The 24,660-nt window shown below is 66.3% G+C and carries 15 protein-coding genes; 9 read left to right on the forward strand and 6 right to left on the reverse strand.

Features of this window, described 5'->3' with window-relative positions:
* The first annotated feature begins 93 nt into the window (after positions 1–93).
* Both ACG83_RS39080 and ACG83_RS39085 read left to right on the forward strand, forming a co-directional pair.
* A complete protein-coding gene (locus ACG83_RS39080; protein ID WP_054571306.1) occupies positions 94–1,230 on the forward strand; it encodes a serine hydrolase in 1,137 nt (378 codons plus the stop codon).
* Between the two features lie 14 nt (positions 1,231–1,244).
* Positions 1,245–2,513: an ABC transporter substrate-binding protein gene (locus tag ACG83_RS39085; RefSeq protein WP_255354842.1), complete on the forward strand. Its 1,269-nt coding sequence runs from the start codon at positions 1,245–1,247 to the stop codon at positions 2,511–2,513.
* A gap of 18 nt (positions 2,514–2,531) precedes the next feature.
* Here the strand turns inward: ACG83_RS39085 and ACG83_RS39090 are convergent, their stop codons facing one another.
* Genes ACG83_RS39090 through ACG83_RS39110 form a run of 5 tightly spaced genes read right to left on the reverse strand, consistent with a single transcriptional unit; the run spans position 2,532 to position 7,465 of the window.
* Positions 2,532–3,800: a lysylphosphatidylglycerol synthase transmembrane domain-containing protein gene (locus tag ACG83_RS39090; RefSeq protein ID WP_083473935.1), complete on the reverse strand. Its 1,269-nt coding sequence runs from the start codon at positions 3,798–3,800 to the stop codon at positions 2,532–2,534.
* Between the two features lie 49 nt (positions 3,801–3,849).
* Positions 3,850–4,878, reverse strand: coding sequence for a zinc-binding dehydrogenase (locus ACG83_RS39095; RefSeq protein WP_054571309.1), 1,029 nt, complete (start codon positions 4,876–4,878; stop codon positions 3,850–3,852).
* Positions 4,875–5,738, reverse strand: a complete 864-nt coding sequence (locus ACG83_RS39100; protein WP_054571310.1) for a fumarylacetoacetate hydrolase family protein — start codon at positions 5,736–5,738, stop codon at positions 4,875–4,877. The genes ACG83_RS39095 and ACG83_RS39100 overlap by 4 nt, the downstream gene beginning before the upstream one ends.
* Before the next feature lie 51 nt (positions 5,739–5,789).
* Positions 5,790–6,701: an SMP-30/gluconolactonase/LRE family protein gene (locus ACG83_RS39105; protein WP_054571311.1), complete on the reverse strand. Its 912-nt coding sequence runs from the start codon at positions 6,699–6,701 to the stop codon at positions 5,790–5,792.
* Positions 6,698–7,465 carry an IclR family transcriptional regulator gene (locus ACG83_RS39110; RefSeq protein ID WP_054571312.1) on the reverse strand — a complete coding sequence of 256 codons (768 nt, stop codon included), beginning with the start codon at positions 7,463–7,465 and terminating at the stop codon, positions 6,698–6,700. The genes ACG83_RS39105 and ACG83_RS39110 overlap by 4 nt, the downstream gene beginning before the upstream one ends.
* Positions 7,466–7,591: 126 nt before the next feature.
* On the opposite strand from ACG83_RS39110, the gene ACG83_RS39115 reads away from it, so the two are divergent.
* From ACG83_RS39115 to ACG83_RS39130, 4 genes are all read left to right on the forward strand, one after another.
* Positions 7,592–9,322 (forward strand): IlvD/Edd family dehydratase, encoded by a 1,731-nt coding sequence (locus tag ACG83_RS39115; RefSeq protein ID WP_083473936.1) that lies wholly within the window; start codon positions 7,592–7,594, stop codon positions 9,320–9,322.
* Positions 9,309–12,104 carry an FAD-binding and (Fe-S)-binding domain-containing protein gene (locus ACG83_RS39120; RefSeq protein ID WP_054571313.1) on the forward strand — a complete coding sequence of 932 codons (2,796 nt, stop codon included), beginning with the start codon at positions 9,309–9,311 and terminating at the stop codon, positions 12,102–12,104. The genes ACG83_RS39115 and ACG83_RS39120 overlap by 14 nt, the downstream gene beginning before the upstream one ends.
* On the forward strand, positions 12,101–12,796 hold the full coding sequence (locus ACG83_RS39125) for an SDR family NAD(P)-dependent oxidoreductase (RefSeq protein ID WP_054571314.1): 696 nt from the start codon (positions 12,101–12,103) through the stop codon (positions 12,794–12,796). The genes ACG83_RS39120 and ACG83_RS39125 overlap by 4 nt, the downstream gene beginning before the upstream one ends.
* A gap of 477 nt (positions 12,797–13,273) precedes the next feature.
* Positions 13,274–18,172 carry a diguanylate cyclase gene (locus ACG83_RS39130; protein ID WP_054571315.1) on the forward strand — a complete coding sequence of 1,633 codons (4,899 nt, stop codon included), beginning with the start codon at positions 13,274–13,276 and terminating at the stop codon, positions 18,170–18,172.
* Between the two features lie 91 nt (positions 18,173–18,263).
* Here the strand turns inward: ACG83_RS39130 and ACG83_RS39135 are convergent, their stop codons facing one another.
* Complete coding sequence (locus tag ACG83_RS39135; protein ID WP_054571316.1) at positions 18,264–19,448, reverse strand: serine hydrolase domain-containing protein; 1,185 nt, start codon at positions 19,446–19,448, stop codon at positions 18,264–18,266.
* Positions 19,449–19,705: 257 nt separating this feature from the next.
* Here ACG83_RS39135 and ACG83_RS39140 point away from each other — a divergent pair, with 257 nt between their 5' ends.
* The 3 genes from ACG83_RS39140 to ACG83_RS39150 all read left to right on the forward strand — a co-directional run bounded on the left by ACG83_RS39140 (position 19,706) and on the right by ACG83_RS39150 (position 24,632).
* Positions 19,706–20,302: a TetR/AcrR family transcriptional regulator gene (locus tag ACG83_RS39140; protein ID WP_063793367.1), complete on the forward strand. Its 597-nt coding sequence runs from the start codon at positions 19,706–19,708 to the stop codon at positions 20,300–20,302.
* A gap of 541 nt (positions 20,303–20,843) precedes the next feature.
* Positions 20,844–23,270: a glycoside hydrolase family 2 TIM barrel-domain containing protein gene (locus ACG83_RS39145; RefSeq protein WP_054571365.1), complete on the forward strand. Its 2,427-nt coding sequence runs from the start codon at positions 20,844–20,846 to the stop codon at positions 23,268–23,270.
* 207 nt (positions 23,271–23,477) lie between these two features.
* Complete coding sequence (locus tag ACG83_RS39150; RefSeq protein WP_054571318.1) at positions 23,478–24,632, forward strand: acyl-CoA dehydrogenase family protein; 1,155 nt, start codon at positions 23,478–23,480, stop codon at positions 24,630–24,632.
* The last annotated feature ends 28 nt before the right edge of the window (positions 24,633–24,660 follow it).

The following is a 24,660-nucleotide window of genomic DNA, read 5'->3' on the forward strand; positions in this document are numbered from 1 at the left end:
TGGCTGTCGCGAAGACAGATGTCCCACAGGCCCCGAGCGGGGCGCTCCTCCGGGTAACCTCGCCAACCCTCCACCGCGAAGGACAATGTGACGATGAGCTTCGAAGAGCTCGACCAACTGATCGCAGGGCTTGTGTCAGACGGCCAGCTTGCGGATGGGCAGTACGCGTTCGGCCGTGATGGTCTCATCGTCACCGCCCAGGCGTTCGGCGAGGCCACGCTCGACAGCCGCTTCTGCATCTTCTCCTCGACCAAGCCCATCTTTGCCTCGTTGGTGTGGCGTCTGCTTGACAACGGCAAGTTGGACCTCCAGACAAAGATCGCAGAAGTCTGGCCGGAGTTCGGTGCTCACGGGAAGGACCGGATCACGATCGAGGACCTACTCGTCTTCACCGCAGGCATCCCAAGCCCCATGATTCCGCGTGACGCCGTGGGCACACGCGAGGGCCGTGCTCGGCACATGGAGCAGTGGGAGGTTGAGTGGGAGCCGGGCACCCGGTACGAGTACCACCCTTTCTCGGCAGGCTGGGTCCTCGGCGAAGTCGTGGCCCGGGTGACCGGGCTGGATCACGGCACGGCGCTCCGAGAGCTCGTTCTCGATCCGCTAGGAATCGCTCGCCTCGAACTCGGTGTCTCCGGTGATCGGATCGGCGAAATCCGGCCCGTCCGGTATATCCGGTCAGCCCCGTTCGACATCCTCGAGGCCCTGACGGGCGAGCCATCTACCGCGGAGTCCGAGGAAAAGGTGCTGTTCGACATCCGCTCCTTCGCGAACGACCCTGTCGTGATCGGGGCGGGAGCGCCCGGAGGAGGTGCGATCTCGGATGCAGCATCCGTGGCGCTCTTCTATCAGGCGCTGCTGCACAACCCCGAACGGCTGTGGAGCCGGGAGATTCTCGCCGACGCCACTGCCAACATCCGGAACCGGATGCCGGATCCACTTCGTCTCGGAGCGCCGGCGAACCGCACGATAGGACTTCTCGTCGCGACCGAAGAGAATCCCAGGCTGAGTATCCCGGAGCACCACATCGACTTGGAGATGCATCCGTTCGGTCCCGCGGTGTCGCCGTCGACCTTCGGGCATGGCGGTGGAGGTGGGCAGATCGCGTTCGCGGATCCGGAGACCGGGGTTTCCTTCTGTTTCCTATCCAATGTTATCGATCGTGATGCATTTGCGGCATTTAACAACCAGCAGGACATCGTTGCGGCGGCTGTCTCCGCGATGACATGACGAGGTTGGGGGAAATGGTACTTCGGCGAAGGAGAGGCGGTTGCCAGGAACGCGTGAGCTCGGCTCGACGTGGAAAATGGCTGCCGGTTCTAGGGGTAGGTTTACTCTTGGTCGGAGCAGTCGGCTGCGCCGTCGGTGGTCCCCGAGGACAAGAGGCTATCAGTGCATGCGACGCGCCGGGTGTGGCGCCAGATGAAATTCGAATCGGGCTCATGTACTCCGATACCGGTACGTCCTCTACGGCCTTCGGTATGGCTCGGGCTGGCGTCGACGCACGTATAGGCCTGGCCAACGAGGAGGGGGGAGTACACGGGCGCAAGGTGGTGTACGAGTGGCGGGACGATCAGATGTCTCTTGATGTCAGCAAGCGCGCCGTCGCGGACCTCGTTGAGAATGTCGGCGTCTCGGGTCTGGTGACGAGCAGCTTCCTCGCGGGCGCATCGGCATCGTATCTGGAGGACCGGAAGGTCCCGGTGACCGGTCTGTACGTGGACTCGAAAGTATCGGTGGGCGGCAGGAAGTTCACCGCGGTTGATCTGGTGGCAACGATGGCTGACGCCTGGAGCCAGTATATTCAGAAGTTCCATAGCAAAAGGGTCCTGGTTGTCGTTTCCGACGGTCTGTCGCCCGCGAGCTCATTCGGGGACTATCTTCGCCAGGCGCTGAGTGGGGCTGGTATCGCCACCATCGGAACCGAGGTCTATGCATCTGCGGTGGGAAGTCCTGACCAGGTTGCACAGAGAGCTGTCGCGCTGAATGCGGACGCCGTGATCTTTCTATCGGACCCGGAAGTATCTGTTGATGTCATGAGGTCTTTGCGTCGGATGGGGGCTCCCGTCAAGGTCGCGCTGTCCTTCTGGGGGTACGACGGGAATCTGGTCCAGACGGATCAGGCTGCCATGGCCGGATTGTCGGTGATGTTGTACCATGCCCCGCTCGAGGCTGGAGGGCCAGCAGTCGAAAGGTACAAGAATGCGATGGCCCGATATGCTCCATACGCCGGCCGGGTGGAGCAGGAAATCGCGGTCCGTGCCTACATAGAGACGGACAGGCTCATCACTGCACTCACGGCAGCGGGCCAATGCCCGACTAGCCAGAAAGTGAATAGTGCGCTGGACGGAATTGTTAACTACGCGGCAGGTGGCCTGCTCAGGCCCGTCACGGTCGACCCGGCGACGGGCGCCTTTCAGCAATGTTATGCGTTCGTCCGCGTTAATGATAGGGCGGCGTATTTCGATATTGTGGACAATCAGATCTGCGGACGTGCTGCCGCAGTGAGGTGATCTCGCCCCTCCGGGGTTCTACGGGGCCGGAGGAAGCGGAGATATGGAAGCTGGCTCTGGTGGCTTCACCGTTGCCAGACTGGCACTGGTCATTGTTGCCACCGCGGTCGTAGATTCGCTCGGTTGCGACCCGTGCGTGATGCGTCCGTTCATCCAGAGCCCCAGCGGAAGCCCGACCGCGGCGATATGCCAGTACGAGAAGGCCCGGTAGATCAGCGTGGTCGCGCTGGCGTCGGTCACCGACGCTCCGGCAGAGGAGAGCAGCAGTGCGAGCGTCGGCTCGACGATGCCGAGGCCACCCGGCAACGGTGAGACGTACCGGCCCACCTGGACCGCGAGATAGGCGAGCCCCAGGGTCTGCGGATCCGTGTCCGCGCCCGTCGCCCGGGCCGCCGCGGCGAGGGCGAGGGCGTCCGTTGCCCAGTTCAGCCCTGCCAGCCCCACGGCGACGAACCAGTCGCGCTCACGCAGCGAGCGCGTCGCCACCACGATCGCCCGGCCGACCTCGCGTGCACGCCTCATCCAGAACCGACCCCAACGCCAACGGCACGCGACGAGCGCCGATGTACGCAGGCGACGCGTCGGATTGGCGGCCTGCCGTCGGCGGCGGAACGCCCTCTCCGGCAGGGATCTGACGGCGACCGGCAGGCAGCAGATGAGCGCCATGACCACAAGTACCGCCGCGACCTGCGGCGCTCCCGGCGGCCAAGCAGCGCCGAACAGCACCGCGCCGACGGCGTACAACCCGCACAGACCCAGCAGCGATGCGATGCCTGACAGCGTGAGTGCCCCCAGCGCCGCGTCGACGGTGATGCCGGCAGCCCGCAGATTGCTCAGGGTGTAGGCTGTCCCGGCCGCGGACCCGCCCGGGACGATCATGGTGATGGCTGTCTGTGCGTAGGTGACCATGAGTGCGCGTCGGGCACTGAGCTGTGCGCCCAGCGCGCGTAGCAGCACCAGTTGCTGGCCGGCGAACGCGAGGACGGACAGGACGGACAGGCCGCCTGCGGCGAGCACCCAGCGGCCGTCGGCCGTGGCCAGCACGGACGGGCTTTTCGGCAGGTAGCGGGCTTGCCGCGACAACATCACGACAGCGGCGATGACGACGAGGGCGGTGCCGGCCAGCCGCAGCCGCCGGGTCCATGCCGTGGCCCCGGCGCCCGCAGCCCGATTCGCCGGAACAGCGGCCTTATCCCGCGGAACACGGGACGTCTGGGTGGACTGGCTGCTGTTCGGCGGCGAGCTTCCGGTCACGTCCGCGTCTCGCTGCGGTCCGACCAGTCCCATCGCACGGTCTCGCCCGCGCCCGCGATGAATGCGTCGACGTCGTCGCCGGTCACAGGCGCGGGTCAACGTGGAGCTTCGGGCCGGGGCCGGCGTGAAGCGGACGATCACCGGCGAGCACGGAGCCGACCTCGTCCAGTCGCACGGTCGCGGCAACAAGCGGGCGTGGGTCGACCTCGCCGGAAGCGAACGCCTCAATCGTCGCGTCAAGTCCAGGCGAAGCGGAGAGAATGCCGACAGCCTTGACATCCTTCAGCGCTAGCGCTCGGCTATCGATCAGGCTGGGTCTGGGCGCCAGGCCGACGTACACGAGCCGTCCCCCGGGCTCGACCAGATCGAGGGCGAGTCCTGGCAGGTGCGGGGCGTTGGAGCACTCGACGATCGCATCGAATGGCAGGCCGGGTAGTTGCTCCTCGGTCCAGCAGTTCTCGAAACCGATGGTGCGCGCGAAGTCCAGGGAGGGCTCCGACTGGCCCATGAGGTGGACTTCGGCGCCCTGAACGCGCAGGAACATGCCGACCAGCAGGCCGATGGTGCCCGGGCCGAGGACGAGCACGCGGTCGCCGGGCCCGACCTCGGTGGCACGCGCTGACCGCAGGGAGTTGCCACCGGGCTCCACCAGAGCGCCGAGCGCCGGGTCCACGCTGGCGGGTAGCTCGTGGAGTGAGGACACCGGCACCGAGATCTGCTCGGCCAACGCGCCTGGGCGGCCGTCGCGGACACCGACCTCCCCGCGAAATTCGCAGACGTGCTGGTTACCCCTGCGGCAGCGACGGCAGTTGCCACATCCGATCATGGTGTCGCCCATGACGCGCCTGCCCACCCACGCCGCGTCGAAGTCGTCCCCGACGGCGGTGACCAGACCGCACCATTCGTGCCCCAGCCTCAGGGGGTACGACGAGTGCCCCTGCTCGATGTAGGCCATCTTGCCGGAGTAGAGCTCGATGTCGGTGCCGCAGACGCCCACGCGCTCGACGTCGACCACCGCTTCACCCGGTGCCGCCGATGGCGCGGGGACTCGCTCCACGGCGAACTTCCGAGGGCCTGTGAGCACGAAGGCCCTCATGGTGGCACCGGTCATCGGGGCCCGAGGACATTCTGCCGAGCGGCGCCGAGTCGCTCGATGCCCAGCTCGATGACATCGCCCGATTGCAGCCACACCTGCGGGTTCATTCCCATCCCGACACCGGGTGGGGTGCCTGTGTTGATGAGGTCGCCAGGTTCGAGGACGAGGTACTGGCTGAGGTGGTGGACGATAAAGGAGGGGTTGAAGATCATCGTGCTGGTGGTGCCTGTCTGGCGGCGCTCGCCGTTGACGTCGAGCCACATGTCCAGTTTCGTAGGATCGGGGATCTCGTCAGTGGTGGCCAACCAGGGCCCGGCGGGGTTGAAGGTCTCGGCGGACTTGCCCTTGATCCACTGGCCGCCGCCACCGTTCATCTGGAACTCGCGTTCGCTGACATCATTGACCAGCACATAGCCGGCGATTGCGTCCTCGGCGAGGTCCACTGATTCGAGATAGCTCGTGCGCCTGCCGATGACGATGCCGAGTTCGACCTCCCAGTCCGGTTTCGTGGCGCCACGCGGGATGCGGACGTCGTCGTTCGGGCCGATCAGCGTATTGGGTGACTTGGTGAACAGGATCGGCTGCTCGGGGACCGCCTGGCCGGTCTCGGCGGCATGGTCGGAGTAGTTGAGCCCGATGCAGAGGATCTGGTGGGGCCGAGCTATCGGCGCCCCAATTCGCTCACCCGCGAATGTCGCGACGTGACCGGCTGCGGCGCGTTCGGCGACGACGGGGCGGATCCGGTCGATGCCGCCGGAGCCGAAGAACCTCTCGTCGAAGTCGGCCACGACGTCGGAGAGATTGACGTATGTCGTGTCGTCGAGGCGTGCGACCGGCTTCTCGGCGCCGGGCGCGCCGATGCGCATCAGGTACATGGGGTGTCGCTCCAGGGTCGGGCGGCGTTGGCTGGGTGTGGGCTGCGGGCCTCAGGTGCCGCCGAATGCGGAGGTCGGTCGCCACGGCGCGACCGGGATGCCCGGCACGGGGGCCCGTACGGTGAACAGGCGGCCGGAGAGCGGGAACTGCTCATGCTGGTCGGCCGTGAGCTCACTCGTGGCGGTGGAGATGACGAGGAGATCGAGGTCGCGGCCGGCGAAGGCGATGCTGGAGGTGTGCGGAGCCGGTACGGCGATGCGATCCACGAGCGCCCCGTCGGGGCTATAGCGACGTACTTCGCCCTCGCCCCACATGGCCACCCAAAGATGGTCCTGGACGTCCATGGCGATGCCGTCGGGATATCCCCTGTCCATCCGCACATGGAGTCGGCGTTCACCGACCGCGCCTGTCGCGGTGTCGTAATCACGCAGGTAGATGACCTGCCTCAGGGTGTCGACGTTGAACATCCGGGTGCCGTCGGCCGACCACGCCAGCCCGTTGGACAACATCAGGTCGTCATCCAGAGTCGCCAGCGAGCCGTCCTCCTCGAGGCGGACCAGGGACTCGTTTCGGGAGCCCTTGCTGAGCGTCAGAGTGCCGACCAGGAAGCGGCCCTCCGGGTCGGTGCTGCCGTCATTGCAGCGCCGGTCGACGCCCGCTGGCACCACCCGAGGTCCGTCGACCCGGGTGCCGTCCGGCCCGAACAGCACAAGTCGTTCCTGCGCAGCCACCAGTAGTGAGCCGTCCGCCGCGTACGTCACCGCACCCACCATCTCGCCGAGGGAGCGGCGACAGGTCACGGCGATCTTGGACCCGTGCCCGCCGCCGTCGACGACCTCGCCCTCGAGGATGTCGCCCTTGAGGATGTCGACCCAGAGCAATCGACCACGGGTGGCGTCCCAGACCGGTCCCTCCGCGAGGTGGAACGATTCCTTGGTCGCCACCTGCGCGATAGCGGTCAACTCTTGGCCCCCGGGGCAGCGAGTACATCCCGGATCTCGCCGACCCGGCTGACCAGGGTGGCAAGCGGCGTGCGGTAGGCCAGTGCGCTGACGCTGACCCCCCCGGGGGGCTTCGTCTCGGACAGCTCGACGACCGGAAGGGCAATGCAGGTCACGCCCATCTCGTTCTCCTCGTCGTCGACGGCATAGCCGCGCTCTCGGGTGAGATCCAGCTCGCGGTGCAGTGCCTCGGCGGTACAGAGAGTGTTGGAGGTCTTGCGGGGCAGAGGCGCCCCGCCGATCCAGCTCCTGATCGCCGTGAGGGAGGTCAGTTCGTAGGCCAGCAGAAGCTTGCCGACGCCGGTGGCGTGCGCTGGGTTACGTCCACCGATGGTCGAGGTGAGACGGATGGCTCCGGTAGGCGGATCAACCTTGGCCCGGTAGACGACCTCGCGGCCGTCGAGCACGGCGTAGTGCACCGTCTCACCGAACCGCTCCGCCAGCGTGTCCAGCACCGGCCGGATACGGACATGATCCGGCCGCGCCTCGTGATACGTGAACGCCATGCGAAGCAGCTCGTCGCCCAGGAGGTAGCGGCCGCGGCTGTCCTGGCTCGCCAGGCCTGCTCGCCGAAGCGACGCCAGAGCCCGGTGCACCGTCGGTTTGGCGCTTTCGATCGCGCGCGTCACCTCGTCCAGGGTCACACCGTCGGGATGCCTGGCGAGCTCCTTCAGCACGGCCAGCACCCGATCGGCCCCGACCAACCGCTCGTCGTCCACCGTCACGTTCCGAACTTTAGACTACCATTCCAGTGAATGGAACAGGGCGGTAGGCTGCCGGCATTGGCCTCCTGCTCGTCGGGTCCGTGTTTCGCAGATTGAATTCCAATAGTTGGAACGAAGGTGGGCTCTGTGGATGAACGGCGACCAGGTCGCCTGCGCAGCTCGCAGTGGTACGGCGGGGATGACCGCAACGCCTACATCCACCGGGCGTGGATGCGCCGGGGGCTGCCGCCCAGCGCGTTCAGCGGGCGTCCTCAGATCGCCATCGCCACCACGGCGTCGGACCTCACGCCCTGCAACGCCCACCTGAACGAGGTGGCGGCATCGGTCAGGAACGGGGTCTACGAGGCCGGCGGTATCCCGCTGGACCTTCCAGTGGTGTCTCTGGGGGAGACCCAGGTCCGGCCGACCGCCATGCTCTGGCGCAACATGGCCGCGATGGCGACCGAGGAGATGCTTCGCGCTAACCCGATCGACGGCGTGGCGCTCCTCGGTGGCTGTGACAAAACGATCCCGGCGTTGCTCATGGCGGCGGCCTCGGTCGACCTGCCAGCCGTGGTGATCCCGGGCGGCCCGATGCTCACCGGGACCTTCCGCGGCACGCCCCTGGGCTGCGGCACCGACGTGTGGCGGCTGTCTGAGGAGGTCCGCGCCGGAACCCTGTCGGCGGCGGATTTCACCCGCTCGGAGTCGTCCATGATCCGCAGCCGGGGGCACTGCAACACGATGGGGACCGCGTCAACGATGGCACTGGTGGCGGAGGCGCTGGGCACGGTGATCCCGGGCCTGGCCGGCACACCTGCCCCGGACAGCCGCCTGCTGGAGGGTGCCCACGACACGGGTCGGCTGGTGGTCGAGATGATCGGAGCGGACCGTCGCCCGCGCTCCGTCCTCACCAAGGGCTCGTTCCGCAACGCCATCGTCACCTTGGCGGCGATCGGCGGCTCGACAAACGCCGTGGTGCACCTGCTCGCGATCGCCGGTCGGCTCGGTGTCGAGCTCACCCTCGACGACTTCGACCGGATCGGATCCGGCGTCCCGGTGCTCGTCGACCTGCTGCCCGCGGGGCGCTACCTGATGGACGACCTCCACCGCGCCGGCGGGCTGCTGGCGGTCCTGCGCGAGGTCGAGGACCTGCTCGACCCGGAAGCTCTCACGGTCACGGGCCGACCGCTCGTCGATTACCTGGGGAAGGCATCGAGATGGGATTCCGAGGTCATCCGCTCCCGCGCGGAGCCGCTGATGGGTGACGGTGGGATCGCCGTGCTGCGCGGCAATCTCGCGCCGGCGGGCGCGGTCGTCAAACCCGCCGCCGCCTCGCCCCAGTTGCTGCGACACCGGGGCCGTGCCGTGGTTTTCGACAGCATCGAGGACTTCCATGCCCGGATCGATGACCCCGACCTCGACGTGCACGCCGACTCTGTCCTCGTGTTGCGTGGCTGCGGGCCGAAGGGCTACCCCGGGATGCCCGAGGTATCCAACATGCCGCTGCCCAAAAAGCTGCTCGAGCAGGGAGTCCGGGACATGGTCCGGATCTGCGACGGCCGGATGAGCGGCACGGCCTACGGCACCGTCGTCCTGCACGTCGCTCCGGAGGCCGCCGCCGGCGGTCCGCTCGCCCTGGTACGCACCGGTGACGTCATCGTCCTCGATGTGCCCGGCCGACGTGTTGACGTTGACGTCCCGGCCGAGGAACTCGCGCGGCGAACGCCGAGCCAGACCACCATCGCAGGGTTCGCCAACCCCGAGCGTGGCTGGGAACGGCTCTACGTCGACCACGTCCTCCAGGCCGACACCGGAGTCGACCTCGACTTCCTCGTCGGCTCGTCGGGATCGCGGGTAAGTCGTGAGTCCCACTGACACGGCTCTGCTCGCCGTTCTGAAGGCGGCTCGCGCCGGCGTTGTCCGGGCCCGAGCGGCGGACCGGCTTTCACACGCGCACGACGCGTCGCACTACCTGCTCGAGCCCAAGGCCGTCGTCGTCGCCCGCGATACTGGGGACGTCGCCAGGCTGCTTCAGGTAAGTGCCCAGCAGGGAGTGCCTCTCACCTTCCGCTCAGGCGGCACGAGCCTGTCGGGTCAGGCCGGCACCGACGGACTGCTCGTCGACGCCCGCCAGCACTTCCAAGGCGTCGAGATCCTCGGTGACGGGCTCCGGGTACGGGTGCAACCCGGCGCGACGGTGCGTGCGGTCAACGCTCGGCTGGCCCGCTATGGACGCAAGCTGGGTCCGGACCCGGCGAGCGAGTCCGCGTGCACAATCGGCGGCGTCGTGGCGAACAACTCCAGCGGGATGGCCTGCGGCACCGAGCAGAACACATATCGCACGCTGGAGTCGGCGGTCCTCGTCCTGCCCAGTGGAAACGTCCTCGACACCGCCGAGCCGGACGCGGGCGAGCAACTGCGCGCCCTCGAGCCGGACATCCACGCGGGCCTGTTGGCGCTGCGGGACCGGGTCCGCAGCAACGCCGATTCGGTCGCCACGATCCGACGGCTGTTCTCGATCAAGAACACCATGGGGTACGGCGTCAACGCCTTCCTCGACCACGATGATCCTGTCCAGCTTCTACTCCGGCTGGTGGTGGGCAGCGAGGGCACACTTGCGTTCGTCGCCACCGCTACCTTCCATACCGTCCCCGTCCAGGCGCATGCCGCCACGGGACTTCTGCTCTTCTCCGACCTGTCTGAGGCCACCGCGGCGCTGCCCGAGCTGGTAGCTGCCGAGTTCGCGACCATCGAACTGCTGGACGCAACAAGCCTTCGTGTCGCGCAGCGAGACCCGCAGGCCGGCCAAGGGCTCAGAGGCCTTGCGGTTCGCGACCACGCCGCGTTGCTGGTTGAGCATCAGCAGCCGACGGCAGACGCACTGGCCGACCGGATCGCCATGGCAGGCAGGCTCTTCGGCACGCTCGGGCTCCAGTCCCCCGGGGAGCTGAGCCGGGATCCGGCCGGCCGGTCCGCGCTGTGGCACATCCGCAAAGGCCTTTACGCCACGGTCGCGGGTGCTCGGCCTTCCGGCACGACCGCGCTGCTGGAGGACATCGCCGTCCCGGTCGGAAACCTGGAGCCCACCTGCCGCGAGCTCACCATACTGTTCACCAGGCACGGTTACGCCGACAGCGTGATCTTCGGGCATGCCAAGGACGGCAACATCCACTTCATGCTCAACGAGCGCTTCGACGACTCGGCTCTCCTCGGCCGCTACCTCGCCTTCACTGACGACATGGTCGACCTCGTGCTCGGCCTCGACGGAACTCTCAAGGCAGAGCACGGCACGGGGCGGATGATGGCGCCCTTCGTCCGCAGGCAGTACGGCGACGAGCTCTACGACGTCATGCGGCAGATCAAGAGGCTGCTCGACCCCAGTGGTCTGCTGAACCCGGGGGTTCTCCTCGCCGAGGACGCCACCGTGCACGTGCGTCACCTCAAGTCGACCCCGACAGTGGAGGCCGAGGTCGATCGGTGTGTGGAGTGTGGCTACTGCGAACCGGTCTGCCCCAGCAGGGACCTCACCACCACGCCTCGGCAACGCATCGTGCTGCGCCGCGAGATCGTACGCGCCCGACAGGCCGGCGACTCGGCGCTCGCCGACGAGCTCGCGGCCGACTTCGACTACGACGCGGTACAGACCTGCGCCGTGGATGGGATGTGCAGCACTGCCTGCCCGGTCCACATCAATACCGGCGACCTCACCCGGCGTCTGCGCGCCGAGGGGGTCGGGCGCGTCGCGGAGCGCGGCTGGCTCGCCGCGGCCAGGCACTGGGACGGCGCCAGCCGTGCCGCCGGAGCATCGCTCAGCGCAGCCAAAGCCATGCCCGCACCGATCCCCACGGCCGTCACCGCGGCGGCCCGGAAGGTGCTTGGCGACGACGCTGTACCGTCATGGTCCGCCGACCTCCCTCGCGGTGGCCCGCGACGGCGACCGTTCGAGGCCGAGGCGGTGGTGGCGGTCTACTTCCCGGCATGTGTCTCCACGATGTTCGGGCCGGCGGCCGAAGGCCGCGGGGTGCAGGCGGCCTTCCTGGGCCTGTGCGCACAAGCCGGTGTCCCGGTCCGCGTGCCCGAAGGCATCGCCTCCCTGTGTTGCGGCACGCCGTGGAAGTCAAAGGGACTCACGCGGGGTCACAAGGCGATGCGCGACCAGGTCATGCCCCTTCTGCAGCGGGCCACGAACGGTGGTGAACTGCCGGTCGTGGTGGACGCCGCCTCCTGTACGGAAGGCCTCCACACGCTGCTCGCAGACGACGCCTCGCTGCGGGTCCTCGACGCCGTCGAGTTCGTCGACGCGATGGTTCTGCCGCGACTCGATGTCCGCCGTGCGTTGTCCTCGCTGGTCGTGCACCCGACCTGCTCCTCCACACAGCTGGGCCTCAACCCGGCGCTGCTGCGCATCGCGGCGGTGGTGGCGGAGAAGGTCGTGGTGCCGGAGGACTGGAGCTGCTGCGCGTTCGCGGGCGACCGCGGGCTCCTGCACCCGGAGCTCACCGCCTCGGCGACCGCGGCGCAGGTGCGCACTGTCGCCATGGTGGACGCGGCAGCCTACGCATCGCTCAACCGAACCTGCGAACTCGGGATGAGCCGGGCAACCGGCCGCCCTTACAGACACGTTCTCGAAATCCTTGCGGAGGTAACGAGCTCATGACCGCACCGGACGTGACCGCCAGGACGGCCCTGGTCACGGGCGGACTGAGTGGCCTGGGTGCCGCCGCGGCCGAGCGGCTGCGCGCTGACGGCCTACGGGTGCTTACCCTCGACCTCACTGACGGGGCGGACTTCGTCGCCGACGTCAGCAACGAGGCCGCGGTCGACCACATCGTGCGGGCGGCGGGGCCGGTTGACGTTCTGGTCAACTCCGCCGGCATCGTGGGCCCGAACAGGCCACTGCTCGACACCGGAGCGGACGAATGGCGGCGCACTCTCGACATCAACGTGCTTGGCACCGTCAACTGCATGCGTGCCTTCGTCCCGGGAATGGTCGAGCGTGGTTGGGGGCGGGTGGTCAACGTCGCGAGCATGGCTGGTAAGGATGGCAACCCCAACCTCGCGGCGTACTCCGCCTCCAAGGCGGCTGTGATCGGCCTGACCAAGTCCGCTGGCAAGGAGCTCGCCACCACCGGCGTCCTGGTCAACGCCATCGCGCCCGCGGTGATAGCCACGCCCATGAACGCGACCACGGCACCAGAGGTGCTTGACCACATCGCTAGCCTGATTCCCATGAAGAGGATCGGACGCCCCGAAGAGGTTGCCGAGCTTGTCTCCTTCCTCGCCTCGGTTCGCGTCAGCTTCTCCACCGGCGCCGTCTACGACATCAGCGGCGGCCGCGCCACCTACTGAGGTGGATGACCTATTGATGCGCGGATTCCACATGGCCGCCTTCCGTGCGGTGAATTCGAGTCAGCCTGCCAGGCGCCAAGCCGGACCTTGTTGTCGCGGACGAAAGCCGTGAATCCGTTCGCCTGCCAGGGCCGAAAAACGGAAGATCTGCCGTCACGGGAATCATTAGGGATTTCCCACCGTCCACGGCATGAACCGACGTGACCAGCTGTCCGGCTAGATATTTGTCCGGTTGTACGTAAGATGGCATGGGACGCCGGCTTCGGCCCGGATGTGGTGGGCGGGCGGAGATTCGCCGCATGTCGGGTTCATCGCCGGCTACGGTCGGTCGTGGATCATTCCGCCCGGCCAGGTCGATGGCTAAAACCTTGGAAACATCTCTTATCGGACAGTGTTGTTGCCGTCAATCGGGCCAGATGCAGACTGGATGGATGGGTTGAACGTAGGCCGAGACGGGGCACGAGGTGCGGGGTGTAGATGGGATCAGAGAGGACGGAGCTGGGCCGACATCCGCCAGGCATAGTGCGGATGGACGTGCTACACGAGACGGAACGGACCCGAGTGACCCGGGTGATGTTGCCGGCTGGGAGTCTGATCCGGAAGGAGCCGCTGGGGCCTGGTGCGGAACGGCGGTTGGGTCATGAGATCGAGATCCTGAAGCGGCTGTCCGGTGTTGACGGGGTGGCACAGTTGGCGGCTGATGCGCCGCTCTGCCCTGGATCGATCCTCCTGACTGACGTCGGGGGAGTTGCTCTGCGAGAGCTCCCCGCTCCGTTACCCCCGGCCAGACTGGTCGAGTTGGCTGAGTCGCTTGCGCGCGCGGTGGCCGGGGTGCACCGCCTGGGTGTGGTGCACCAGAACATCAATCCGGCGAACATCGTGGTGTGTGGGGACGGGAGTGCCCCGTATCTGGTCGATTTCGCCCTTGCGGCCAGTATCGCCGAGCTTCGGCCGGCGTTTCTCCATCACAGAGAGATCGTGGGAACGGTGCCGTATCTGGCGCCGGAGCAGACCGGGCGGACCGCCCGCCTGGTCGACCAGCGGGCCGACCTGTATGCACTCGGGGCCACCTTGTACGAGCTGGCTACCGGCGCGCCGCCGTTCGGTTCGAGCGACCCGTCAAGGATCATCCAGGATCACCTGGTGCGGGTTCCAGTGCCACCCGCGGCGGTGAACCCGCTGCTGTCGGCGGAGTTCTCGGCGATCATCATGCATCTGTTGAAGAAAGAGCCGGACGATCGCTACCAGACTGCCGATGGGCTGGTGCATGATCTCGCTCGGCTCCGCCGCGGTGAGCGGGTACGCGATCCCGGCGCGCACGACTCTCCGCTGCGCCCCCTGACACCGTCCCGGCTGGCCGGGCGGGAGGACGAGATCCGGGCTTTGGATAAGGCGTTCGCGGAGGCGATGGCGGGCGGCTGCCGCGGTGTCCTTGTCAGCGGCGCGCCGGGAGTAGGTAAGACATCCCTGGTCAACGAGCTCCGGCCGATTGTGGCCGGACACAACGGCTGGTTTGTGGCCGGCAAGTTCGACCAGTTTCGCCGGGACGAGGAGTATGACGGTGTTCGCCAGGCGTTCCGGGCACTAGGCCGGTTGTTGCTGGCCGAGCCAGAAGAGTATCTGGCCAAGGTCAGAGCCCAGCTCCTGGAGGCGTTGGGACCCAACGCCGAACTGGTTGCCGCTGCCCTTCCGGAGCTGGCCGCGCTATTGAAGGTCGCTCCTGACCCGGGTGATCCGATGACGGCCCAGGTGCGGCTACAGCGCGCTTCAGTCGCGGTACTGCGCACCGTCGCGTCCTTGCGGCGGCCGGTGGTGTTCTTCGTCGACGACCTGCAGTGGGCTGGGCGGACACCACTGGGTTTCATCGACCTGATCCTCGGCAGTGAGGAACAGGCAGAGGGGTTACTTCTGGTCGGTGCCTATCGGGACAACGAGGTAGATATCGCTCACCCGCTGACACCGATGCTCGACCGCTGGGGTCACCTGCCGGTACAACCTCGTCATCAGCGGTTGGGGAACCTGTCGCCCGCGGGGCAGAGGGCCATGGTCGCCGACGTCCTGCGGATTGCCCCTGAGTCGGCCGCGGAGTTGGCGCGGATGATTGAACCTATTACCGAGGGTAGTCCATACGACACGGTTGAACTGTTCAACGCGCTGCGTCACGAGGGCCTGCTCATTCCTGGAGCGAGCGGCTGGCAGTCGGATCGGGCCGCACTGCGTTGCCGGCTTGCCGTCCTGGACATCAGGAAGCTGCTGGCCTCCCGCGTGGCATCGTTGCCCGCGCAGACCCGCGAGGTGCTCATGGTTATGGCCTGCCTGGCCGGGCGGGTTGAGCTGGATCTCTTGGCGGTGGGGACCGGGCTTGCAGCCGAGGAGGTCGAGCGACGGCTCGCGCCCGCCTACGCCGCCGCCTTGCTGGTGCGGGAGTACGACGACCGGCCGGCCATCCGGTTTCATCACGATCGGACGCAGAAGTCACTCCTGGACACGATCACCGCGACCGAACAGCGTGCCATCCGGCTGTGCCTGGCCCGGCGTCTGGCCGAACGAGAGGAGTTCTTCGCTGTGGCGGCGGCGCAGTATCTGCTGGTCGCCGACGTGGTTCAGGCCACGGAGGAGCGGCAGCTCATGGCCAGGCTCTTCCGACGGGCCGCCGGCCAGGCTCGGGTGCTCAGTAACTACTCGCTGGAGGAACGGTTCCTGACCGCGGCGATGCCGCTCATCGATCCGGCTGATACTGAGCAGCTGATCGCGGTCGGCACCGAGCGGCACGCCGCCCTTTACCGGCGTGGTCTGCTGGAAGACGCCGATGAGGCCTACGAAGCTGTCTGTCGGCTCTGTAGCCATCCAGCCCAACGCACCGCGGCCGTCGAGGCGCAGGTTGTCAGCCTGACCAACCGAGGCCTGGCTCGGGAGGCGATGCGGCTCGGCCTCGACCAGCTCGGGCACCTCGGTTTCGCCTTCCCGGAGCGGGATCATCTGGACGCGGACATCGACCGCGGGCTCGACGAGCTCCGTCGGTGGATCGATCGGACCAACGAGTCGGATGATCTTCGACGGGCGGGTTGTATCGACCACTCCCTACTCGCCGCCTGCAGGGTCATCGACCGGCTTCTGCCCGCGGCCTACTTCTGCGATCAGGCGATGCTGGGCTGGCTGACCGTGAAGGTATTGGAGATGTGGGCACAGCATGGCCCGCATCCCACCTTCCTCGGTCCGGCCGCCTGCGCTGCGTTTGTGACCATCGGCCGCCATGGCGACTATCACACCGGGTACCGCGTCGTGCAGCGCCTCCTCTCGGTGAGCAGGAAACTCGGCTATGACCTTGAGATCGGACGTGCCCAGTTCCTCTACGCGGCCGGTGCCGGACACTGGTTCGACTCCCTCGATGACAATATTTCCAGGGGCCGTCGTGCCTTGGAGGCGCTTGTCCACAGTGGGGATCTGCAGAATGCATCCTTCACACGTTACATGCTGACGTACAACCTGCTGGATTGCGCCCCGTCTCTCGACGCTCTTCTTACCGAGGCCGACGCGGCGCTCGCATCTGCGGTGAGCACGGGCAATGCGCATCTTGTGGAGACCGTCCAGCCGTGCCGCCATCTGATAAAGATTCTGCGTGGAGAGGCCGTCGAATCGGAAGCCGACGAGGCGTCTGCCCTGAACAGGCTGGCCATCAACCCGCTCGCACTCGCTCACCTGCACGTCACCTCGGCGCTCGCCGCAGCAATCTTCGATCATCCGACCAGGCTGGCGCGGCACACGGCGGCGTCGATGCGGTTGCTTCCGGTGGTCGAGCCGATGTATGTGACAACGACAGCACGCCTGCTTAGGACTATGTCGCTCGCGGCACAGGCACGGGCCACTGAAGGCGGTCAGCGTGAGGCCTTGCTGGCCGAGCTGGACGAGTTGGTCGCCTGGATGTCCGCGCGCGCGGCCGACGCGCCGGTCAACTTCCTCCACCTGCTGCGTCTGGTCGAGGCAGAACAGGCCTGGGCTGTCGATGATTTCCGCAAGGCGGCGTACACGTTCGACATCGCGCAGCGCGAGGCGTCGACGAGGGAACGCCCATGGCACCGAGCGCTGATCCTCGAACGCACCGCCCGGTTCTACTTCGCCCACGGCATGCTGGAGGCCGGAAGCGCTCCGCTCGCGGCTGCCCGCCGTCAGTATCTGGCCTGGGGCGCGACGGCGAAGGTCAGCCAGCTCGACTGGGTCCATCCGGTGCAGCGCATCGAGTTCACCACCATGGATCCCGATGCGCGGCGGCTGGCGGAGCCCGCCGGGTGCAGGCCCGCCGCCACGACCCGAACCATCGACCTGTTCGGTATCGCGGCCGCGTCCCAGGCACTCGGTGCGGAGACCACCATTGACGGTCTACGGGCAAGGGTCGGAGGAATCCTGTCGGAAATGACCGGGGCCACCAGCGTCCACCTGTTGCTGCATGAGGAGGCGAAAGCCGGCTGGTCCGTGCCGGTAGGCGACGGCGGCACCGTCTCACTCGACGAGGCCGGCCGGCGGCATATGCTGCCGGCCTCGGTCATCTGGTACGTCGATCGGACCCGCCAGCCCCTGGTCATCGACGACGCGACCCACGACGACAGGTTTCGCCGCGACCCCTACCTCGCAGATCTTGACCGTTGCTCCCTACTGGCCCTGCCGATCACAATTCGCGGCACGCAGGGAGCGATGCTTCTCCTGGAGAACCGGATGATCCGAAGCGCGTTCACGATTGAACGCCTCGACGGAATCATGCTGGTTGCCGGGCAGTTGGCGGTCTCGCTGGACAACGCCCAGATCTACGCATCGCTGGAACGCAAGGTTGCCGAACGAACCCAACAGCTCTCCGTCGTGAACCGCCGGCTGCTACAGCTGTCGACTACCGATCCGCTGACTGGCCTGGCCAACCGCCGGCGCCTCAGCGAGGTCCTCGATGTGGAATGGAACCGCGCGGGACGCCATCTCACGCAAATCGCGCTGACAATGGTCGATATTGACCATTTCAAGCTTTACAATGACCACTTTGGGCACGGCATAGGTGACCGGTGTCTCAAAAAGGTATCCGCCTGCCTCGCCAGGAATGTCCGTGAGAACCATCTAGTTGCTCGCTATGGTGGCGAGGAGTTCGCCATTGTGATGCCACACACCGGCCTGGGTGCGGCCGCCCGGCTCGCTCACCGGAGCCGTTTTGCAGTCGAGGAGCTGGCCGAACCACATCCGTTGGTCGACAGGGGAGTCGTCACCGTGAGTATCGGTGTCGCGGCGACGACTCCCACCCCCGACGGCGATCTCAATGCCTTCTTCGAGGCCGCCGACGCCGCGCTCTACAAGGCCAAGCGCCGCGGCCGCAATCGGATAGCCGTGGCACGTCGATAGTACGGCGGATCGGTCACATCGGATGGCCGGACCGTCGCGGCGACCGAGCGCGGCGGCTTGTCGCATGCTATGACTGAATGGCTACCCTTTGTCATCCTCTGTTGTCCAGAGTAATACGTAGAGCATCAATGATCGGACCGAATGGGGGAGTGGCGCGCACGCGATTCGTGAGGTAAGCGAACGCAATGCCGTAGTCAGGGTCGGCGAAGGCCGTCTGGCCGCCGGCGCCGTCATGGCCGAGTGAGTTGGGTCCGAGCCATGTCATCGAGCCGGAGCCGAGCTGCACACCGGCGCCCCAGCGTGGGTGCGACCCGGACACGCTGTCGTCGCCGGTCAGCTCGCCGTCCGGAGTGACGAGTCGCTGCTCGCTGCCATCCTCTGACAGAGCATCCCAGCCGGCGCCCTCGCTCCGCACCGCGACGAGACGCTTGACATCCTCGTCGCCTAGCAGCCGAACACCGTAGGTCGAGGCGACCGTCGCCGACCAGATCCGGGCCAGGCCAGATGCCGTACCGAGCCCGGCCGCACTCACGAGGCCAGCCTTCTGCACCCGGGGATCATTCACGCCGCCTGCTCCGACCAGGTCCGACGGCAGCGCGCCGCCGGCGGTGAACGCACGCAGTGCCGCCTTCGGTAGCACCTTCTCGATCAGGGCAGCCTGATTGCTCCATTCCGTCGACGCCGTAACGTGCGCGACCTGTTCAACGTCGTGGTCGTCGGCCCGAAGGGTGACGGCCGCGTCCAGGGGTGTGGCGATCTCCCGTGCGAACACCTCCGGAAGATCTTCACCGGTGGCGCGACGCAGGATCTCGCTGATGAGGGGACCCCAGGTGAACGGGTGGTAAAGGTGCTTCGAGGCGCTGGGCCACAAGGGTGCTTGTGCTGCGAGTCGGGCCGCGAAGGCTCGGATGTCGATCAGGTCGTCAATCGTCATGTCATCGTCCGGGGCGATGAGGCCGGCTCGGTGGGCGAGGACGTCGCCGACCGTGATGCTCTCCTTGCCCTGAACAGCGAATTCGGGCCACACGCTGGAGACGGGCGCGTCGACATCCAGTCGGTTGTTCGCCACCAGCCAGGCGGCCGTGAGAGCCGCGAGTCCTTTGGTCGTTGAGAACAGGACTGTCTTGGTGTCCTCCGCCCACGGGCGTTGCGTCCGGACGTCGGCCAAGCCGCCATAGATGTTGACGACCTCCTGACCGTCGTGCCAGATCGACAGGGCGGCACCACCTGCTGCCGGGTCGAAGGTCGCGCTGAAGGCCTCGACGACGGGCCCCATCGTTTCAGGGAACGTTCCCTGGACAGTTCTCAACGACTCTCCTCGGAGACGGAGGTGGTCGGACTCGCATCGAGGCGCGAGTCTGGGCGGCGCGCCCAGCCGGTTGACCCGGCCATCCGGACGCGTCGACGCTACGGTCAAATCTATCCATGTGGAAGGGTTTGAACGATGGTGACTGTACCCTCCTGAGTACTCTCATGAGGAACAGAGGTGTCCATCGAGCGCCGAGCCCAGTTCGGATGGCAAGGGGGCAGATCATGGCAGGCGCGGTTCGCGGCGAGTACGCAGGCACCGCCCAGCGCCGGCGGGACATCATCGCCGCCGCAGTCCAGGTCTTCTCCGAGTACGGGTTTCGGGACGGCTCGCTGCGTGATGTCGCCGAGCGCGCGGGCATGACCCACGCCGGCATCCGCCACCACTTCCCGAGCAAGGTGAAGCTACTCGAAGCGGTTCTAGCCTGGCGCGATGAGGAGGCGCTCGCGCGCGGCGGCGAGGGTCGACCCGCAGGGCTCGACCTGCTGCGGGTCTGGATCGGGGCCATCCAACACAATACCGACACGCCCGTGCTGGTGGAGCTCGAGATGACACTCAGTGCCGAGGCGGTGGCACCTGATCACCCGGCGCACCACTACTTCCGTGAGCAGCGCATGGCCGCCATCGCGCTGCTCGAGCGGGCCTTTGTGCTCCTTCAGGAGCGTGGCGAGCTGGTGTGTGGGTTCAGCCCGGAGGGTGCTGCCCGGATGGTCGTGGCATGCACCATCGGACTGCAGTCGATGTGGCTGCTGGACCGCTCGATCAACCTGTACGAAGAGCTGCGGAGATCGGTTCAGACGCTGGTCACGGTCCAGCTCTGAGCTCGCGCCTCGGGCTGTTGCCCTGAGGGATGATCATTGCTTTCGCGGCCCCGGATGGCGGCTGCGGCGCTCGGCGTGATCTATCGGCCGTTGAAGCCCCGAGGTGGGCTGCGTCTTCCTGCTGGGGCCTCGAGCCTGTAGGGGCCGGGGATCGCTCCCGGACCGTCCTGGTCGAGAGGTGTGCAGGTGACCCACCGTGCCCGGTGGGTCCCGGCGTGCCTCTAGCGCGCCCGTCCGAATCCCTTCCATTTGGGAGATTTTTGCTGTAATCTTGATCACGTCATGCTGTGCGGTTCGCAGCCTCGGAGTCGCGGAGGGTCGGCCTTGTTGCGATTAAGGTCCGCGGAGGGCTTCACCGCGGACGCAGACTTGGTGCTCACTGGATTCAGGAGTCGTGGCCAGGCGAGTACGTCGCGGGTCGGGGCGGTGCCGCCCAGTGAGGTGATCGGGTCACCGCTCTGTCGAGGACACCTGTGGTTCCCCATCTTGAAGCAGGCGGAGCCGAGTTCACGGATGCAGGCGGCGAGTGCGGGGAGCCCTGGTGATTCGAAAATCCTTTAACGAAGGCTGGACTGTCGCGCCCAAGAAAACGCTCTATGCAGTGCTGGCAGGTGGTGCGCCATCGCGACCCGTGCGTCTGCCGCACGACGGAATGCGAGATCTTGATCGAGATCCGGCCAGTCCGAGCGGAAGTCGGAGTGGCTACTTCCCGAGCGCACACCTTGCCTACGAGAAGACGTTCGACGTTCCCGCTGAATGGCGTGACAAGACTGTTGCTGTCGAGTTCGAAGGCGTCTATCGCGATGCCATGGTCTACGTCAACGGAGACTTTACCGCACAGCGACCCAATGGCTACAGCCCGTTTTCGCTGACGCTGGATCCCTTCTTGCGCTTCGGTCAGCGCAACGTCATCAGGGTCGAGCTCCGGGCGCATGACGACAGCCGATGGTACACCGGCGCGGGAATATATCGCAACACGTGGCTCGGGGTTGCCGACCCCGTTCACATCCCCTTCGGTGGTGTCCAGGTCCGTACATCCGACATCGAACGTGATCTCGCCGTCGCTGCCGTGCATGTCGAGGTCGCAAATCCACTGCGGCACGCGGTTACCGTTCGTGTCCACAGCGAGATTCGGGACGCGGCCGGGCGCTCGACCTCGCGGTCGTCGATTCCGCTGACTGTGCTGCCAGGCGAGCCAGCAATAGCGCGCCTGCGGCATTACGTCACTCATCCGCAGCTGTGGGACGTCGATGAGCCATCGCTCTACTCGGTACAGGCAGTGGTCACCGACGAGAACGGCGCCCAGCTCGACGAGGCGGCGGCCACCTTCGGTTTCAGGACGGTGCAAGTCGATCCCGTGAACGGCCTGCGCCTCAACGGGCGCACAGTGAAGCTGCGCGGCGGCTGTGTACATCACGATCATGGCCCGCTCGGAGCCGCTGCCATCGACCGCGCGGAGTACCGTCGCGCTGAGATTCTCAAGGCCGCCGGCTTCAACGCGGTGCGTAGCGGTCACAACACCATCAGCCCGGCCTTCCTCGACGCGTGCGACCGCGTCGGCCTCCTCGTCATGGACGAGTTCGCCGATGTGTGGACCGAGAGCAAGACCTCCCACGATGCGGCGCTCACCTTTCCCGAATGGTGGGAACGAGACATTGAGGCGATGATCCGCAAGGACTTCAACCACCCTAGTGTGATCATGTATTCGATCGGCAACGAGATCCTCGAGGTCGGTCGTCCTCTCGGCTCGGCCTGGGGACGTCGTATCGCGGACAAGGTGCGCTCACTCGATTCCTCGCGCCTTGTCACGAACGCCGTCAATGGCCTACTTGCGGCCACGGACCTGCTCCTCGGAACCAGCCCGACAGACGAGCCTTTCGACATAAATGTCATCCTGTCAAAGGATGGCGTGAGCGCCTTTGGTGCATCGGAGCTGGTCACGCGTAGGACCGAGGAGACGCACTCTCAGGCCGATGTCTGCGGCATCAACTACTCCGAGGCGCGCTACTCCCTCGACGCGCAGCTTTTTCCTGAGCGCATCCTGGTTGGTTCCGAGACCTTCCCCGGAGCCCTCGACGTGCTCTGGGAGTTGGTCGAGAAGCACCCGCAGGTCATCGGTGACTTCGCCTGGACCGCGTGGGACCACCTTGGGGAAGCAGGAGTGGGTCGCCCCGTCTATGCCGACGACGCGGACCAGCCGACCGGGCTCGTATCGCCCTATCCGTGGCTGTTGTCCGGTGCTGGGACCATTGACATCACCGGACGGCGTCGGCCAATCTCCTATTGGCGGGAGACGGTCTGGGGTTTGCGGACGGAGCCGTACATCGCGGTGCACCGCCCGCAGTTCCACGGGCGCCAGGTGCGGCTCACCGCGTGGTCGTGGGACGACGCGCTCGAGAGCTGGAACTGGGCGGTCGCCCCCGGCTCGCCGATCGTCGTCGACGTCTACAGCGATGCCGACGAGGTGGAGCTTCACCTGAACGAACGGCTGCTTGGCAAAGCGTCGGTCGGAGCAGTCAGGTCCTGTATCGCGCGATTCGAGACGGCATACGAGCCCGGCACGCTGACGGCAGTGGCGTATCGAGACGGGCTGGAAGTGGGCCGCGCTTCGTTGCGGAGCGGACAGGGCGACCTGAGGCTTGTCGCGTCCATCGACCGCGACCGGATCGCCGCCGATGGGACTGACCTGGCGTACGTCGAGATCGCGATCGCTGATGAGAGCGGGACCGTCGCGAACGAGGTGGAGGCCCTCGTCAGCCTCAGGGTTGACGGCGCTGCTGAACTGGTGGGTTTCGCCAGCGCGCGACCGGACAACACCGAACCGTTCGGCTCCGATGCTCATACGACCTATGAAGGTCGCGTGCTCGCGATCCTGCGGCCGACCCGGCCAGGCCGGATCTTGCTCACAGCTGAGGCGGACGATCTTCCCAGTACATCGGTCTCGGTGACAGCCGTAGCCGAGGGATGAATCTGTGTGACCAAGATACATATATTTTAAAGAGTGACGTCGGAGCGACGAGCCGTGGCACAGATGTCGCATCATGGCGGCTGGTGGGAAGCATGGTGTTGCCGATTATCGTTATGTCTGTGGCGCAGGTGCCTCCCTTTCGGGCTCACGCAGAATATTGGTGTGCGGGTCCGGCCTGACCGTCCTTGAATGAGGAGAACTTATCTAATGCGTCGTACTGTGTTTACTCAAGATCATGATTCTTTTCGGCGGATCCTGCGCACTTTCATCGAGAACGAGGTCCAGCCACACTATTCTGCTTGGCTGGAAGCTGGTCAGGTGCCACGGGAACTCTACAAGCACCTGGCGGCCTTGGGGCTGTTCGGGATCGAGGTGCCAGAGGAGTATGGCGGTGCGGGGATCGAGTCGATCAAGTATCTGGCGGTCGAGTCCGAGGAGTTGGCCCGGGCTGGAGTGGCTTTCGGCGGCTCGGCAGTGCACGTTGCCCTCTGCCTGCCGTACCTGCTGGCGCACGCGACAGAAAAGCAGAAGGTGCGGTGGCTTCCGGACTTCATCTCCGGGGACACCATGTTCGCGATAGCCATGACCGAACCCGGCGCCGGCTCGGACCTAAGTGGCATGCGGACCACGGCGACACTGTCGGAGGACGGCTCGCACTACATCCTCAACGGCTCCAAGACCTTCATCACCGGAGGTGTGCTCGCGGACCGGGTGATCGTGTGCGCACGTACTTCTCCCGTCGATAGGAACCCGCGCCACGGAATCACTCTTCTGGTCGTCGACACGGCCGCTACCGGATATACCGTGGGGCGCAAGCTGGACAAGCTGGGACTGAAGGTCTCCGACACGGCTGAGCTGTACTTCGACTCGGTCGAGGTGCCCAGCGAGGATGTGCTGGGTGAAGTCGGAGAGGGTTTCAACTACCTGATCCGGCACCTGCCTCGGGAGCGGCTCACGATTGCGATCTCCTCTGCGGCGCAGGCAGCTGCCGCCCTACGCTTCGCGATCGAGTACACCCAGAACAGATCCGTGTTCGGCCGTCCGGTCGCGGACTATCAGAACACCAAGTTTGAGCTGGCGTCATGTAAGGCGGAAGTCGACGCCGCACAGGCCGTCTCCGACCGAGCGATCGAGGCTTATGACGCCGGCGAGCTGACCGCCGCCGAGGCCGCATCAGCCAAGCTTTTCTGCACCGAGGTTGCTCACCGCGTCGTAGACCGCTGTCTGCAGCTTCATGGAGGCTACGGATACATGAACGAGTACCCGATCGCGCGACTGTACGCGGACAACCGCGTGAACCGCATATACGGGGGAACCTCGGAGGTCATGAAGATGCTCATAGCCAAGGATATGGGCCTATAGTGCAACACCTCCGGTCCGCCCAATCCAA

Origin of the sequence: Frankia sp. R43 (assembly GCF_001306465.1) — a bacterium.
Lineage (GTDB): Bacteria > Actinomycetota > Actinomycetes > Frankiales > Frankiaceae > Parafrankia > Parafrankia irregularis.

Bases quoted from the DNA above. Each gene is read 5' to 3' on its own strand.
- ACG83_RS39100 (WP_054571310.1), bottom strand. From the start codon at position 5,738: ATGTACCTGATGCGCATCGGCGCGCCCGGCGCCGAGAAGCCGGTCGCA.
- ACG83_RS39080 (WP_054571306.1), top strand. From the start codon at position 94: ATGAGCTTCGAAGAGCTCGACCAACTGATCGCAGGGCTTGTGTCAGAC.
- ACG83_RS39090 (WP_083473935.1), bottom strand. From the start codon at position 3,800: ATGGGACTGGTCGGACCGCAGCGAGACGCGGACGTGACCGGAAGCTCG.
- ACG83_RS39095 (WP_054571309.1), bottom strand. From the start codon at position 4,878: ATGACCGGTGCCACCATGAGGGCCTTCGTGCTCACAGGCCCTCGGAAG.
- ACG83_RS39130 (WP_054571315.1), top strand. From the start codon at position 13,274: ATGGGATCAGAGAGGACGGAGCTGGGCCGACATCCGCCAGGCATAGTG.
- ACG83_RS39125 (WP_054571314.1), top strand. From the start codon at position 12,101: ATGACCGCACCGGACGTGACCGCCAGGACGGCCCTGGTCACGGGCGGA.
- ACG83_RS39140 (WP_063793367.1), top strand. From the start codon at position 19,706: ATGGCAGGCGCGGTTCGCGGCGAGTACGCAGGCACCGCCCAGCGCCGG.
- ACG83_RS39085 (WP_255354842.1), top strand. From the start codon at position 1,245: ATGGTACTTCGGCGAAGGAGAGGCGGTTGCCAGGAACGCGTGAGCTCG.
- ACG83_RS39150 (WP_054571318.1), top strand. From the start codon at position 23,478: ATGCGTCGTACTGTGTTTACTCAAGATCATGATTCTTTTCGGCGGATC.
- ACG83_RS39135 (WP_054571316.1), bottom strand. From the start codon at position 19,448: ATGGGGCCCGTCGTCGAGGCCTTCAGCGCGACCTTCGACCCGGCAGCA.